The 14,171-nt window shown below is 73.9% G+C and carries 18 protein-coding genes; 6 read left to right on the forward strand and 12 right to left on the reverse strand.

Annotation, left to right across the window (positions count from 1 at the left end; genetic code table 11):
• Nucleotides 1–22 precede the first annotated feature (22 nt).
• From ACFPK1_RS01800 to ACFPK1_RS01825, 6 genes are all read right to left on the reverse strand, one after another.
• The gene (locus tag ACFPK1_RS01800) at nt 23–598 is read right to left on the reverse strand and encodes a nucleoside/nucleotide kinase family protein (RefSeq protein WP_378019176.1); all 576 of its coding nucleotides are present in this window, start codon (nt 596–598) and stop codon (nt 23–25) included.
• Nucleotides 595–1,167 carry a DUF3558 domain-containing protein gene (locus tag ACFPK1_RS01805; RefSeq protein WP_378019177.1) on the reverse strand — a complete coding sequence of 191 codons (573 nt, stop codon included), beginning with the start codon at nt 1,165–1,167 and terminating at the stop codon, nt 595–597. Before ACFPK1_RS01805 ends, ACFPK1_RS01800 begins: the two co-directional genes overlap by 4 nt.
• Entirely contained in the window at nt 1,164–1,568 is a 405-nt protein-coding gene (locus ACFPK1_RS01810) for a hypothetical protein (protein WP_378019178.1), read from the reverse strand. The genes ACFPK1_RS01805 and ACFPK1_RS01810 overlap by 4 nt, the downstream gene beginning before the upstream one ends.
• Nucleotides 1,569–1,679: 111 nt before the next feature.
• On the reverse strand, nt 1,680–2,411 hold the full coding sequence (locus tag ACFPK1_RS01815) for a uracil-DNA glycosylase (RefSeq protein ID WP_378019179.1): 732 nt from the start codon (nt 2,409–2,411) through the stop codon (nt 1,680–1,682).
• Nucleotides 2,411–2,824 carry a nitroreductase family deazaflavin-dependent oxidoreductase gene (locus ACFPK1_RS01820; protein WP_465252214.1) on the reverse strand — a complete coding sequence of 138 codons (414 nt, stop codon included), beginning with the start codon at nt 2,822–2,824 and terminating at the stop codon, nt 2,411–2,413. The genes ACFPK1_RS01815 and ACFPK1_RS01820 overlap by 1 nt, the downstream gene beginning before the upstream one ends.
• Before the next feature lie 23 nt (nt 2,825–2,847).
• On the reverse strand, nt 2,848–3,282 hold the full coding sequence (locus ACFPK1_RS01825; RefSeq protein WP_378019181.1) for a DUF3293 domain-containing protein: 435 nt from the start codon (nt 3,280–3,282) through the stop codon (nt 2,848–2,850).
• A gap of 62 nt (nt 3,283–3,344) precedes the next feature.
• Between ACFPK1_RS01825 and ACFPK1_RS01830 the strand changes: the two genes are divergently transcribed.
• The 5 genes from ACFPK1_RS01830 (at nt 3,345) to ACFPK1_RS01850 (ending at nt 6,300) form a co-directional block, all read left to right on the forward strand.
• Complete coding sequence (locus ACFPK1_RS01830; protein WP_378019182.1) at nt 3,345–3,635, forward strand: hypothetical protein; 291 nt, start codon at nt 3,345–3,347, stop codon at nt 3,633–3,635.
• Nucleotides 3,636–3,638: 3 nt separating this feature from the next.
• Nucleotides 3,639–4,823 (forward strand): WXG100 family type VII secretion target, encoded by a 1,185-nt coding sequence (locus ACFPK1_RS01835; protein WP_378019183.1) that lies wholly within the window; start codon nt 3,639–3,641, stop codon nt 4,821–4,823.
• Complete coding sequence (locus ACFPK1_RS01840; RefSeq protein WP_378019184.1) at nt 4,820–5,176, forward strand: hypothetical protein; 357 nt, start codon at nt 4,820–4,822, stop codon at nt 5,174–5,176. The genes ACFPK1_RS01835 and ACFPK1_RS01840 overlap by 4 nt, the downstream gene beginning before the upstream one ends.
• 35 nt (nt 5,177–5,211) lie before the next feature.
• Nucleotides 5,212–5,535: a hypothetical protein gene (locus ACFPK1_RS01845; protein WP_378019185.1), complete on the forward strand. Its 324-nt coding sequence runs from the start codon at nt 5,212–5,214 to the stop codon at nt 5,533–5,535.
• Between the two features lie 84 nt (nt 5,536–5,619).
• Complete coding sequence (locus ACFPK1_RS01850; RefSeq protein ID WP_378019186.1) at nt 5,620–6,300, forward strand: hypothetical protein; 681 nt, start codon at nt 5,620–5,622, stop codon at nt 6,298–6,300.
• Between the two features lie 24 nt (nt 6,301–6,324).
• On the opposite strand, the gene ACFPK1_RS01855 is transcribed toward ACFPK1_RS01850, so the two are convergent.
• The 6 genes from ACFPK1_RS01855 to ACFPK1_RS01880 all read right to left on the reverse strand — a co-directional run bounded on the left by ACFPK1_RS01855 (nt 6,325) and on the right by ACFPK1_RS01880 (nt 13,009).
• Complete coding sequence (locus ACFPK1_RS01855) at nt 6,325–7,458, reverse strand: sigma-70 RNA polymerase sigma factor region 4 domain-containing protein (protein WP_378019187.1); 1,134 nt, start codon at nt 7,456–7,458, stop codon at nt 6,325–6,327.
• Nucleotides 7,455–8,264 carry a coiled-coil domain-containing protein gene (locus tag ACFPK1_RS01860; RefSeq protein ID WP_378019188.1) on the reverse strand — a complete coding sequence of 270 codons (810 nt, stop codon included), beginning with the start codon at nt 8,262–8,264 and terminating at the stop codon, nt 7,455–7,457. Before ACFPK1_RS01860 ends, ACFPK1_RS01855 begins: the two co-directional genes overlap by 4 nt.
• Nucleotides 8,265–8,372: 108 nt before the next feature.
• On the reverse strand, nt 8,373–9,428 hold the full coding sequence (locus ACFPK1_RS01865) for a cobalamin-independent methionine synthase II family protein (protein ID WP_378019189.1): 1,056 nt from the start codon (nt 9,426–9,428) through the stop codon (nt 8,373–8,375).
• Nucleotide 9,429: 1 nt separating this feature from the next.
• On the reverse strand, nt 9,430–10,461 hold the full coding sequence (locus ACFPK1_RS01870; protein WP_378019190.1) for a hypothetical protein: 1,032 nt from the start codon (nt 10,459–10,461) through the stop codon (nt 9,430–9,432).
• On the reverse strand, nt 10,461–11,267 hold the full coding sequence (locus ACFPK1_RS01875) for an inositol monophosphatase family protein (protein ID WP_378019191.1): 807 nt from the start codon (nt 11,265–11,267) through the stop codon (nt 10,461–10,463). Before ACFPK1_RS01875 ends, ACFPK1_RS01870 begins: the two co-directional genes overlap by 1 nt.
• Nucleotides 11,264–13,009, reverse strand: a complete 1,746-nt coding sequence (locus ACFPK1_RS01880; protein WP_378019192.1) for a PEP-utilizing enzyme — start codon at nt 13,007–13,009, stop codon at nt 11,264–11,266. The genes ACFPK1_RS01875 and ACFPK1_RS01880 overlap by 4 nt, the downstream gene beginning before the upstream one ends.
• Before the next feature lie 169 nt (nt 13,010–13,178).
• Here ACFPK1_RS01880 and ACFPK1_RS01885 point away from each other — a divergent pair, with 169 nt between their 5' ends.
• Nucleotides 13,179–14,129: an AraC family transcriptional regulator gene (locus ACFPK1_RS01885; RefSeq protein WP_378019193.1), complete on the forward strand. Its 951-nt coding sequence runs from the start codon at nt 13,179–13,181 to the stop codon at nt 14,127–14,129.
• Nucleotides 14,130–14,171: the final 42 nt, after the last annotated feature.

Genomic DNA, 14,171 nt, shown 5'->3' on the forward strand with positions numbered 1-14,171 from the left:
CCCACCGTGAGCACACACAGTCTCATCCGCGAAGCCTTTCCACGGACCCGTTCGCGCCGCGTCGGACGACGACGTCGGCAGCCCCGGGCAGCCCCTCGCGCTCGGCGAGCCCGTGCTCGGCCCGCCACCAGGCGTCCCGGTGCGGCGCGTAGAGCGGCCAGTCCTCGCGGTCCCGCAGCCGACCCTCCCGCTCGTCGGGGTCCGCGTCGATCCACACCGTCAGCGCCTCGTGCCCCCGCAGCACCCGCGCCCCGGCCCCGCAGCCCTCGAGGACGACGACCCGCGTGCGGATCGGCCGTTCCCGCTCGGGGCCCTCCGTCCCGTGCTCCCAGTCCCACGCCCGCCACCGCGGGTGCTCGCCGCGACGCAGCGGCTCGACGAGCCCCGCGACCGCCCGCGCCGGCCCCTCCGCCAGGCCCGCCCACCCGAGGTAGAACTCCTCGATGGAGATGACGGTGATGTCGCTGTGGACCGCGAGGTCCTCGGCCAGCGCGGTCTTCCCGGCGCCGGAGAAGCCGTCGACCCCGACCAGCACCGTGTCGCCGACCGACGCGGGTAGCGAGGTCAGGGTAGACGTGAACGCGTCGAGAGCCGTCACTTCTGGAGTGGCGGGAGCGCCGCGACGATGCGTTCGACGATGCGTTGGCCTCGACCGCAGGGGTCGTCGGGCTGCTCGCCGGCCGGGACCTCGAGCTGCGTGTACGTCGAGACGAAGCCCTGGTCCTCTGCGGTGCCGACGGTGATGGTGCAGGTGATCGAGTCTCGAGCCGACTGCTCGAGAGTCGCAGGAAGGCCATCGATGTTGGTCGGCACGAAGATCGGGAAGAGTCGGCTGCGGTAGGTGTCGACAAGGATGTCGCGATCGGGGTACACGACGGTGCCGAATTCGATGCGCGTTGTTCGGTCCGTCCACTCGCAACCCTGTGCTCCGCTCGGCACCGCACGTTGCTCGCCCGGCACGGTGATGCCGAACGGTCGCAGATCCTGGCGTGAGAGCGGGCCGTCGCACGGACGTGCAGCGAACGTCGCGAGGTCACGCGGCGACGACACTGCCGGGGCTCCATGGCGCGGGTCCTGCACTACCGGCTCCGTCGGCGGTCTGCTCGTGGCGCAGGCGGCGACGCTCGCGGCGCAGATGGCGATGAGAACCGCGCGTCGGTGCTTCAACTCAGGTCCGACGAAGCCTGCTCGTCCACGCCCCGATATGCATCCATGGCCACCCTGACGTTACTGATCAGTGCCTCGACCTGAGCGATACCAGCATCGAGTGCGCTGACGAACGAGCCTGGACCTCCGGTTGCCGTCACCCCGAGGAGGTTCGCGGCGTCCAGGGTCACGAGGTCGTTCGTCGGAGGAGTGACGCGACCGAGGTCGAGAGCATCACGTCGAATGCTGTTGAGTTCCTCCCGTGCCGCCTCCAGCTCCCGGATCGCCTCCGGCGCTCGGGCCAGATCGACGGTGAACGACCCGCCCCCGACCTCCGGCGGTCGGTACCGCGGGACCGAGGTGCCGTCCGGCAGCATCACCGGCGAGTCCGCCTGCAGCGGCGGGGGCAGGGGCTCGGTCATCGCGCCGTCCTTCCGCTCGCCGGACCGTCTCGCGCCGAGACGCTAGCGAGATCTGCACCGCCGTAGGGGCAGGACGGGAGAACCGGTCGAGATGCTCCAGAGCGACGCCCCTCAGAACGGGCGCCGCCGACCGGCCGGACCGCCCGCCGCCGGCCGCACCTTCTCCCCGCGGGCGCGCTGACCGGCCAGGCGCATCGCCTCGACGATCATGTCGCTGTTGCCGCGGCCGGTCGCGGGGTCGACGCGCGGGAACACCAGCGGGCTCGGGTGGGGAGCCTGCGCCACCGTCGCGCCGCGCAACCCCTCCGGCAGCCCGGCCCGCACCAGCCGCGTCCACGCCCGCGCGGCTGGTTTGCCGAGCAGCACCACCTCCGAGGGCGGCGGGTCCAGCATCTCGAGCAGCGCGACGAGGTACGGCTGCGCCCGCACGGCCTCCTTCTCCAGGGACCGCACCGGTTTCGCGGGGTTCGCGACCCACCACGGCACGACGTTCCAGTGCAGGGAGACGTCGTAGCCGAGCTTGGCGCGCTCGGCGGCGATGTAGGTGTTGTGCGCGGTGGGGTCGTTGTTGTGCTTGCTGATGAACCCGGAGCCCTCCTCCGCCTCGCCCGACGGGTCCTGGAGCAGCACGAGCACGCGCGCGCCGGCGCCCGCACTCGCCGGATCGAAGTAGGGGAGGTTCTCGTAGGTCGTGTCCCGGACGTGGTCGACCCAGCGGTTGAGCTCCCCGACCCGGCCGTCGTAGCGCTGCGCCCAGCGCTCGGCGTGCACGTCGGGGGCGAGGTCGCGGCTGAGCAGCTCGCCCCGCTTGTGGGCGAGCTTGTTCCACACCGGGCGGGTCATCAGCGCCGTTCGAGCAGGACGACGGGGATGGTCCGGTCGGTCTTGCTCTCGTAGTCCGCGAAGCCCGGGTAGTCCTTCTTCTGCTTCTCCCAGACGGGGTCGCGCTCGTCGGCCGGCAGGTCGCGGGCGCGCAGCGCCACGGTCTCGGTGCCGATCTCGGCGCTGACGTCGGGGTTCGCCAGCATGTTGTGGTACCAGGCGGGGTGGATGTCGGCGCCGGCGTACGACGCGAAGACCGCATAGCCGTCACCCACGGCCTGGTACATCATCGGGGTCACGCGCTCGGTGCCCGACTTCCGGCCGGTGTGGTGCAGCAACAGCAACGGAGCACCCTCGAACGGGCCGCCGACGTGCCCCTCGTTGGCGCGGAACTCCTCGATGATCTGCTGATTCCAGTCGCTCACACCGACCATCCTGCCCCCGATCACGCGGGCGGTCAGAACCCGAGCTCCCACCCGAGATCGACCGACGGCGACCCGTCGCAGGCGAGCACGGTCCACGCGCTGCTGCTCCACCGGAACACGGCGTCCTGGCCCCACGCCGCACCCAGCGCGCACGCGGCGGTGTCGTCGAGCCCGACGACGAGCGCGCCCTCCTCGGCGTGCGACCCGTCCTCGGCGCCCGCGACCGTCCGCCGCCACCGCACGCCCTGCGCGTCGAGGTCCTCCTCGAGACGGGCCTGTCGTGCCGCGTTCTCCGCCGCGCCCGGGCGCTCGGCGCCGGGGTTGTGGGCGGTGACGACGTGGACCGGCGCCTCGAAGGGGAACGCGCCGACGACCTGCCCGGCCGGCCGCGGCCGCAGGGTCACCCCGAGGTCGGGGACGCGCAGGACCGCGCGGGTGTAGTCCTCGGTCCGCGCCGTTCTGCTCATCGGGAGGGGATTCTGCGCGGAACCGCACGTCCACAGGAGTCGAACTGCCTACCGTCGCGCTCGTGGCCGATGTCCGGGTGGTGCTCCAGGCGCTGCTGGACGCCGCCCACGGGGTCGACGCGGTCATGGAGGAGCTCGCCGCGCACGACGCGGACGAGCTGGTGACGACCCCGTCGTCCTTCGGCCACGAGGCGCTCGGGGCGGTCGCGGCCGACTTCGGCGCGCGGTGGTCGCACGGGCTGGCCAACCTCACCGATGACGGCAACGCCCTGGCCCAGGGGCTCGGCGAGGCGGCGCGCGCGTATGCGGAGGCCGAGGGCCTGGTCGCCGGCGAGTTCCGGTGGGGGCGGTGAGTCGTGCCGGAGCTCGGGGAGTCCGCTGATCCGACGGCGCTGGTACCCGGCGACCCGCACGGCGTGCGGGCGGCGCAGTCGGCGATGGCGCGGCTCGGCGCGGCGTTGATCGGGGCGGGTGACGGGCTGCGTCGCGTCGACACGGGAGAGTGGCAGGGCGAGGCGGCCGAGTCGTTCCGCCGTGTCTTCGAGCCGGTGCCGACGCACTGGTCCGGGAGCGGCGAGGCGTTCCTCCGGGCTGCCGAGGCGATCGGCGACTACGTCGAGGTCCTCGAGTGGGCGCGGGCCGAGGCCGAGGCCGCGGTGAGGGAGTGGGCCGGTGCGCAGGCGCTGAGCGCGCAACCACGCGCTCCTGACCAGCCCGACCCGGGTGAGCCCGGACGGGCAGCCGCGGCCGAACGGCTGCGCGCAGCCCGGACGGCGGTGGCCGAGGCCGGAGATCGGGCCGCACCGATCGTCGGCCGGGCCCGTGACCTCGCGCCGCCCGCGCCGTCGGTGGCGCAGCAGGTCGGCGGCTTCCTCGGCGACTTCGTCGGCGGCGTGTGGTCGGAGCTCTCCTCGACCGGCCAGTTCCTGTGGCAGATCAACCCCACCCGCTTCCTCGTCGAGCCGGCGGCGGCCGTGGAGGGTTGGGAGGACCTGGCCACCGGCGCCGCGCACGCCGTCACCCACCCCGGCGAAACGATCGAGCAGGCGCTGAACCCGCGCGAGGCCGCCACCAACCCGACGCGCTGGGCGGGCGAGGTCCTGACCGGCGCCGGCCTCTCCGCGGTGGGTGGTGCCGGTGTGGCCGGGCGCCTGGAGCGCACGGTCCACGCGGCCGACGCGCTGGGATCGGGCTCGGCAGGCGCGGGCAGCGCTGGGCCCGCGGAGGGGCGGTACGAAGGGCGGACCGCCGCGGAGCACGCCGCGACCGGCGGCGTGCACATCGGCAGGCCAGGAGTCTCTCCAGGACGGCGCATCGTGCCCCGTGAGGTGGACACGCCGGAGGAGGTGCGCCGCGTCTTCGACGAGCTCTCGGTCGGAGGTCAGCGCATCGAGAACACGTCGCTGCCCGGTGAGATGGTGCTCCTCCCGGACGGGACGCGGGTCATGTACCGACCCGTAGCCGGCTCGACCCACTTGCCCGTCACCGAGGTCCACAGTCCCGACCACGGATCCTTCAAGGTCCACCTACCGAAGAGGTGAGCGTCCTGCCCGGGATGTCGATCGAGTCGGAGATCCTCGACGAGGGTCAGGACGACTGGGTGAGCTTCGCCTTCATCATCCAGTGCGTCGGCGTGTACGAGGGTTTCGACCAGGGGGAGCCCGCCCGCTCGCGGCGCGCGGTGGAGATCGCCGCCGGTCTGGTCGCCGACCGCCGGCTCGTGGCCGGTGACCTCACCGCCGCTGGGTTCCAGCGGTGGCCGGGAGAGCCGGGAGACGTGGTGGCCCGCCTCCGCGTCGCGGCGGACGAGGTGATCGGCGAGAACGGGTATGTCCCGCTCGGCGACGTGTGTTGGTTCGCGACCCCCGAGCTGCTCGACCGACTCGGCGTATGACGGCACGAATGGCCGCTGACGGAGAGCTCGAGATGATGGACGACATCGTCGAGGAGGCTCGGGTCGACTGGATCGACATGGGTCACGCGATCGGGATCGTCAGCCTCGCCGAGGGCGGCGAGGACGATCTGGCCCTGCTGCGACGTGCCGGAACACTCGTCGCGCGGCTCGTCCGCGAGGGTCGATTGGTGCCGGGCGACATCGGCACGAGGCCCGGTGAGTTCCTCTCGTGGCCCTCCTCGCCGGACGAGTCGGCCCGCCATCTCGAGTACGTGGACGCGGTCGTCTCCGGCACGAAGCCCTACGAGCCCTGGCAGCCGTGCATGTTCGCTGCGGTGGATGGCCCGACACCTTCCTGACCCCGAGTTGTCCACAGCCCTCGACCCGAGGGAACCGATCGGCACTCCCCGCTCTCCAACACACAGAGAGCAGAGGAGGCAGACATGGCGAAACCCGCACGGGCGCGGCGGAGCAAGGAACGGACGGTGGCCGGGCGCCACCACGAGGACAGCGGCGACTTCGTGCGTCGCACGCTCGGACGGCGGGCGCTGAGCGAGGAGCGCTGGGACGGCGAGGTGACGGTCCAGCTCCTCCCGCACCTCCTCGCCACCGGCGAGCTGTCGACGATCGTCGTCGGACGTGAGGTGGAGGTCGCGCCCGCGATCTACGTCGCCGGGTACCTACCGGCGTTGTCGGAGAGCGAGACCTGGAAGGTCGACGAGTTCGGGTGCTTCGACGGCCGCGGCGCGCTGATCACAGCCCCGCTCGACACGGGCGCACGCAGCTGCCGGGTGGACGTCCTCGACGTCGACGGCCGGCTCTTCCCCGTCAACTGGGCCGGCACGGAACCCGGCGACGGACGGCTGTGGATCGAGGGCGCGCTCTACCTCGACCCGGAGCTGGCGGCCGGGACCGACCACGGTGAGGCGGTGGCGCTGTGCCGGCGTCGGTACCGGGTCCGCGAGATCCGCCGGTACCGGCGCACCACGTACCGCCCCGCCGACCCGGTGCGCCTCGACGCGGTGCCCGGGCCGGACGAGGTCACCGACGAGGCGATCTACGTCGCCGACCTCCGCCTCGTCGACGCCGTCGCACCGCCGTCCCTCGCCTCGGAGAGGAGGTGATCGACCGGCGCCCGGGATAGCGGCTCAGCGACCGCCGCCGCGCTCGCCACCACGGTCACCGCGCTCGCCACCGCGGCCGCGGTCGCGACCCGCCTCGTCGCGGTCGCCGCGATCACCACCACGACCCCCGCTCGAGGCGTGGGCGCGCGGGGGCGGGTCGTTGCGGGTCGATTCCGCGGACGATGAGCTCGGTGCCGGGTCCGCGCTTGACGACGGCGCACTCGGGGAGGTCGGGGCCGGGGAGTCCGGGGACGACGAGCTCGGGGACGACGTCGACGACGAGTGCGACGTGGACGCCGGCGAGGTACCGCCACCACCGACCGGCGCACCACCAGCACCGGGCCCGACCCCGACCGGCCCACTCCCACCCGGGACGACGCCGAGCGCGCCCACCGGCGCCGGCGCGCTGGCGGCGGCGAGCGAGGGAGGCACCGAGCCGTCCGGCGCGGCCGAGGCGTTGCCGGGCAGCCCGAGGTCACCGGTCCCGCCCACGACCGGGGCCGGTGCGGCCGGGCCCCCGCCGAGGGCGCCCGGTCCCGGGATCACGGCGCCGAGCCCCGGCGCCGGTCCAGGGCCCGGACCGGTCGACGCGCCGGACCCCGTCGCGTCGACGTTCGCCGTCGCGGCGGCGACCCCGAGAGCCGCCGCGGAGGCGGCGGCGAGGCAGGCGGCGGCGATGGGCAGGCGCCGGTCGCGCGGCTCGTCGAGGGGCGGGGTCGTGGCCGGTCGGGGCCCGACCACCGGGCCCGACGCGGAGATCGGTATCCGCACGGGAGCACGGCCGCCCGCCGGCGACAGCTCCGCGCGCGGACCCAGCGCGGCGATCTCGCGGGCCGCGACGACGCCGGGGCTGGTAACACCGGACGGCAGGCCGAGGAGGTGGGCGAAGGCGAGCGCGCCGTGGACGAGGCGGCGTTCCACGACGTCCACCGGCACCGCGTCGAGCGCGGCGATCTCGTGGACCGCCATGCCGTGCGACCAGCGCAGGACCAGCATCCGGCGCTGCACGGACGGCAGTCCGTCGAGCGCCTGCCGGGCGGGAGCGGCCGGCGCGTCGACGGCCGGCGCGATCACCACGGTCTGGTCGGTCGCCCGCGCGACGCCGCGCGTGCCGATCACCGCGCCGTAGCGCGAGGGCGCCGTCCGCCCGGCGGTCACGACGGTCCGGTCTCGTCGATCCGCGCGCCGTGGTCGGCGTGCACCGGGTGGACCGCGGTGTCGGCGGAGGCGGCGGCCACGGCCAGGTGGCGCTGACCGTCGCGGTTCGGGAGCTGGCCCGAGAGCGACTCGAGGAGCCGACCGAGGTCCGTGCGCACGCCGTCGTGCAGGCCCTTGAGCCGCTGGAGCTCGTTCTCGGCCTCGGTGTGGCGCCGGCGGATGATCGACTCGGTGTCGTCGCGGCGGCGCTGGGCCTCGGCCTCGGCCTCGCGGGTGATCTGCTCGGCGCCCATCCGCGCCTCCGCGAGCGTCTGCTCGGCCTCCTCGCGGGAGGCGGAGGCCTGCTCGTCGAGCTCGCGCTCGCGCTCGTCGAGGTCGGCGCGCCGGCGCAGCGCCTCCTCGTCGAGGGCGGCCCGGCGAGCGGCCAGGTTCTGCTCGATGTCCTGACGGTGCGAGTCCGCCTCCTTGCGCGTGCGCTCCATCAGCGCCGACGCCTCGCGCGCCGCGGTGGCGCGGGCGTTCGCGGCCTCCTGCTCGGCGACGCGCAACACCCGCTCGATGCGGTGGCCGAAGCCGTTCTGCACGGCCTCGCCCTCGCCGTCGGACGGCCGCTCCGCGCGACTCCGGACCCGGGTCAGCTCCGCCTCGGCCTCGTCGGCGCGCTGCTGCTCCTGCCGGTGGGCGTGCTCGAGCACCTCGACCCGGGAGAGCAGTGCCTGGACGTGTCCGTCGACCTGGTTCGGGTTGTAACCCCGCTTCGTCAGGTCGAACACGTTGGTCTGACCGGCGTCACCCGACTGGCTCATGCGGCGGACCATAGCTCACCCGTTCGCGTGGCATCACCCCGGTCCGAAACTGTTCGGTGACCCGATCGTGACCCACCACGAACGACACACGTGGCATTCGTGCGCTCGCTACGCCCAGACCAGCTCCGCGGTCCGCACCACCGTCTCGAGCTTGCGCCGCTGGTCGTCCGCGGAGAGCTCGTTGCCCTCCCAGGTGCTGGCGAAGCCGCACTGCGGGCTCAGGGCGAGCCGTTCCAGGGGCAGGACGGACGCGGCCTCGTCGATCCGCCGGCGCAGGTCGTCGACCGACTCGAGCTCGGGGTGCTTGGTGGTGACCAGGCCGAGGACCGCGGTGCTCTCGGGGCGCACGTGACGCAGCGCGGCGAAGCCGCCCGCGCGGGCGTCGTCGTACTCGAGCAGCAGCCGGTCGTAGCGCGCCTCCGAGAACAGGACCTCGCCCATCTCGTCGTAGGGCACGGTGCTCTCGTACATGCTGCGGTAGTTGCCGCGGCAGATGTGGATGCCGGTGACGACGTCGTCTCCCAGCCCGTCGAACACGCGCCGGTCGGTGCGCACGTACTCGGCGAGCTGCTCCTGCCACCGCTCGGGCTCGGGGAAGAGCCGCCGGTTGTCGAGGAACGTGTACTTCGGCGCGTCCAGCTGCAGGTACCGCACGCCGGCGTCGGCCAGCGCCCGCGCCTGCCGGTTCATGATCGCGACGAGGTCGTCGAGGAACTCCTGCGGGTCCGGGTACGCCCGGTCGGAGACGCCGGCGGTCCAGTAGCTCAGGAAGTTCGTCGGGACGGGCAGCGTCACCTTCACCGGGCGGTCGGCGTGGGCGAGGACGAAGCCCGCCTCGACGTCGACGAGGCTGCCGCGCTCGGTGAGCCGCGAGGCCACCACGGGCGAGGTGTGCGACGCGGTGCGCCCGTCGGGGGCCGTCCACGTGCGCGTGAACCCCTCCGGGTCGAAGCCGTCGGTGACGTCGAGGACCGGGCCGTGCCAGATGCGCCGGCGCATCTCCCCGTCGCCGACCACGGGCAGGCCCACCGATCGCTGCAGCTCCAGGACCTCGAGCACGGCGCCGTCCTGCACCTCGCGCAGGTGGGTCATCCCGATGCTCATCGCGTCGCGCAGGGCCGGCGGCCGCAGGAAGCTGCCGACCGTCTCGGCCCTGATGGTCATGTCAGCCATCTCGACGCACCCTCTCCGCGGCCTGCGCGGCGGCCGTCATCTTGGCGATGGCCAGGTTGCGCGGCACGCGTCGCAGCCCGCAGTCGGTCGAGATCTCCAGCGCGTCGGGGTTCCGGTACTTCAGGCAGGTCCTCAGCCTTTCGACCAGGTCGTCGGGGGTCTCGGCGTAGTGCGTCTTGATGTCGACGAGGCCCGCCGACAGGATCCGGGCCGGGTCCCACTGCCCGACGAGGTCGATCTCGGCCATCTCCCGCCCGCCGAACTCCAGGCTGAAGCCGTGGACGTTCGCGTCCAGCAGCGTCGGGAAGAGCCAGCGGTAGGTCCGCTTGGCGTAGGGCAGGCGGCGGAACGAGCCGAAGCAGATGTGCACGGTGAAGGTGCAGCCGGAGAACCCGTCGACCACCTTGTTGATGACGTCGACCATCGCCTGGGGCGTCCGGTCGTCGTCGGCGACCGCGGGCGTGATCGGCTCCTCGAGCTGGATGTAGTCGCAGCCCGCGTCGAGCAGCTCCTGGATGTGCCCGCGCAGGGCCGGCACCAGCGCCTCCGCGCACGCCTTGCGCGAGGGGTAGACGTCGCGGAAGTCGAGCTCCGTCGTCATCCCGTACGGCCCCGGCATGCCGACCCGCGGGCGGCGGTCGGTCGCGGCGCGCAGGAAGCGGTACTCGCCGACGAAGTCCCACATCCACGTGAGCCCGTCGAGCGGCTCGGTGACCTTCCAGACGTCGAGCATGTCGTAGCCCAGCGCGCCGAGACGCCGCGGCGCCGGCTGCAGCTCGAGGCCGGGCAGCGCGGCGGTGATGTTCTCGATCCAGCCGCGCCGGCGGTGCTCGCCGTCGGTGACGATGTCGAGCCCGCACCGCTCCTGGTCGTCGATCGCCAGGCGGCAGTAGTCGTCGTAGAGCTCGCGCTCGTCGTCGGGTCCGAAGCGGCCCGCGGCCTCGGCCGGTTCGACGACGTCCCACCAGCCCGGACGCGCCCAGCCGCCGGTGGTCGTCACGGCGATCTCGGTGTTGACGGTCATCAGCCCTCCTCGAAGCGCATGCCGGTGGCGGCGACGAGCTCGTCGTGCACGCCGCCGCCGCTGCTGGCCACGACGTCGTAGCGGGTGGAGGCGTCGCGGGTCCGCCCGTCGAAGTCGGTGACGCGCCCGCCGGCCTCCTCGACGAGCAGCCGGCCGCCGGCGACGTCCCACGGCGGCATGTCGCGCTCGACGTAGCCGCCGAGGTGGCCCGCCGCGATGTGCGCCATGACCAGCGCCGGGGCACCCGGGAAGCGCACGCCGCCCGACACCGTGAGCATCGCGCGCATCAGCCGGGCGAACTCGGCGATGACGACCGGGTGGGACGACTGCGCCTGCACCACCACGACGACCTCGGCGGCGCGTTCCGCCGGCGACACCTGCAGCGGACGCCCGTTGCACGTCGCGCCGCCCCCGCGGACGGCGGCGAACAGCTCGTCGCGCAGCGGGTCGTAGATCGCGGCGACGACCGGGTCGCCGTCGAGCGTCACCGACACCGCGGTCGCGAACCACGGGAACCCGTCGATGAACGCGCGCGTGCCGTCGAGGGGGTCGACCCACCAGCGCAGGCCCACGGCCGGGGCGCTCGTGTCCGGCGCGTCCTCCTCGCCGAGCACGACGTCCTCGGGCCGCTCGGCGAGGATCGCCGCGATCACGGCCTCCTGCGCGGCGAGGTCGGCCGAGGAGCTGACGTCGACGCGGGCGTCCTTGAGCGTGACCTCGAGGATCTTGTCCTGGTACTCGAGGAGCACGGCCCCGCCGGCGCGGGCGGCGCGCTCGGCGACGCCGGCCAGTTCGTGCAGATTCACCCCAGCACCTCCACCACGCCGCGATCGCCGTCGATGCGCACCCGGTCGCCGGTCGTGATCGTCGAGGTGGCGACGCCGGTGCCGACGACGCAGGGCAGGCCGTACTCGCGGGCGATGATCGCGGTGTGTGACAGGGTGCCGCCGGTGTCGGTGACGCACCCGCTGACCAGCCCGAACACCGGCGTCCACTCGGTGGTCGTGCCGCCGCACACGAGGATGTCGCCGTCGCGGACCTGGTCGATGTCCTGCGCGGCGCGGATCACGCGCGCCGTGCCGACGACCGTGCCGCGCGAGGCCGCGAACCCCGAGAGTGTCGCCGTGGCGCGCTGCCCCTTGATCGTCGCGAAGTAGTCGGGGGTGAGGCCGAACAGCTCGGTCATGATCGGGTCGTTGACCGCGTCGGGCACGGTGCCGACGACGGGCGGCAGCTCGCCCCCGCGCGCCGACCAGTGGTCGTAGTAGTCGCGGCGCGCGGTGACCAGCGCGCGGCAGTCGGCCGGCCCGCCGCCGCTGAGCAGGTCGAGCAGCTCGTGGCGGAACAGGAAGAACACGTCCTCGCGCGCGTCGAGCACGCCGTCGGCGACGAGGCGGTCGGCGGCCGCGAGCGTGAGGCGCCGGATCGGCAGGTGGATGCGGCGGTCGATGAGGAAGTTGTGCTCCTCGTTCCACCACACGAAGTTGGCGGAGCGGTTGGACGCGAGCGCCTCGTCGAAGCGGGCGCGGTCCTCGTCGGAGATCGCCGCGCGGGCCTCGGCCACGAGACGGTCGCGCTCGGCGAGCACCTCGCGCCGCGCGGCCGCGAAGTCGTGGCCCTCGGGGCGGGTGAGGAACTCGCGGATGGTGCCCAGCGGCGTCGCCGGGTGCTCGGCCCACGACGGCCGGTCCATCGTCGCGGTCTCGTCGGTGCGCTGGCCCCAGACGGCGAGGAACGCCTCGAGCTCGGACCACCACTGCGCGCCGCCTGACGTCCCCTCCAGCGCCGCCCGGACGCCCTCGACGGTCGGTGCCGCGAGCGCGTCGGCGACCCCGAGCTCGCGGGCACGTCCGGCGAGGCGCCAGAGCCCCTCGTCGGTCTGCAGGTAGGCGGTCTCCTCGCCGGCGAGCCACTTCGGGATCTGCCCGGTCTCCAGGCCCAGGTCGCTGACCAGCTGGAACAGGGCGACGTAGTTGGCCGCGAGCAGGTACATGACCTCGAAGTGCACGCCCCAGCCGCGCCGGTGGAAGGCGATCGCGTCGACCAGCGCGGCGTGCAGCTCGTCGCGGCCGAGGGCGTCGACGTCGAGGCCGTCGAAGTGCGCGTAGGCGGCCTCGAGCTCGGCGCGGTAGCCCGCCCAGTAGGTCGCGAAGTCGGCCAGACGCGGCCCGGCGAACGCCCCGAACCGCTCGGCGCGGGCGCCCATCTGCCACAGCGAGGTGATCGGGCACTGACCGAGGTAGACGTGGACGCCGGCGATCCGGTTGACCATGCCCGCCGTCGGCGGGATCCCGACGATCTCGGCGCCGTACTGCGTGCCCCAGGTCTGGGCGTCCTCCAGCAGCGCCATGCTCGCCGGCGTGATGCCCTCGGCGAAGTGCTGCGAGTCGCGCATCCAGAAGCGGCCCTCGTCGGCGCGGGTGAAGGGCGCGAGCGGCTCGGCGAGGAACGGCCGCGACTCCAGCCGCGGCTCGTAGCCGGGGTAGAAGTCGCCGTCGGCGTACTCGCCGAGCGGGACCACCGTGGTCGACTCCTGCGTGGTCGTCACCGGGATCACGTCCTCGTGCCGGGGCTGGTGCCGCCGGACGCTAGGAGCGGGTGGCGTCGGCCCGGTAGCCACTTCCGGCGAGGACGTCCGGTTCCGGCGGCAGGACTGTGGGCCTTGACACCCCCGATCGGCCCGGCCAGCGTCGAGCGCGGCCCGAGGAGGTGACGGCGTGCTGCGTGGTGGCTTCCGCACGAGCGACCCCGAGGACGCCCACGAGCGCACCGAGGCGCTCATGACCGGCCACCGCATGACCGTGAGCCGCGACGGCGCCGCCTTCGGGGCCGACGTCAGGTGGGTCGCCGGCGAGGGCCTGGGGCTGCTGCGGTTCTCCTACGGCGCCGCGGTCGAGATCCGCTCGCACCCCCTCGACGCCTTCGCCACCGTGCACCTGCCCGTCCGCGGCGGCTTCCGCGCCGAGCACCGCGGCATGCGCGTGCGCGCCGACACCGCCTACGGCGCGGTGTTCTCGTCGTCCGGACCGCTGACGATGCGGTGGGACGCGGGCCTCGACCTGCTCGTCCTCAAGATCGACCGGTCGGACCTGGAACGCGAGCTCGCCGCCCTGCTCGGCCGCGCGCCGGACGCCCCGCTGGCCTTCGACCTCGAGATGCCGCGCGCCGGCGGCACCGTCAGCGGGGCCGCGGAGCTGGTGCGCAGCACGTGCGCGGCGGCCGGTCCGGAGGGTCCGCCGCCGCGGGTGTGGGCGGCGCTGAAGAACGCGGCAGCGACGGCGCTGCTGCTCGGGCACCCGCACTCGTTCACCGACGCCCTGCGCGCGCCCGCCCCGCCGGCGTCGTCGACGGTCGTGCGCCGGGTGCTCGACCGCGCGGCCGCCGACCCCGCCCGCCCCCCGACCGCGCCCGAGCTGGCCCGCGTCACCGGGGTCAGCGAGCGGACCCTGCGCACGATCTTCCACGCGGAGTTCGGCGTCGGACCGGTGACCTACCTGCGCCGGCAGCGCCTCGACGCCGTCCACCGCGAGCTCGCCGACCTCGACCCCGCGGGCGCCACCACCGTCGCCGACGTGGCGCATCGGCACGGTTTCGCGCACGCCGGACGCTTCGCCGCGGAGTACCGGGCCCGCTTCGGCGAGGCGCCGAGCACGACGTTGGGTCGCTGACCCGTGTCCTGAGGACACGGGTCGACACCTGGACCCGATGCC

This window comes from Actinomycetospora rhizophila (assembly GCF_042657905.1).
GTDB lineage: Bacteria > Actinomycetota > Actinomycetes > Mycobacteriales > Pseudonocardiaceae > Actinomycetospora > Actinomycetospora rhizophila.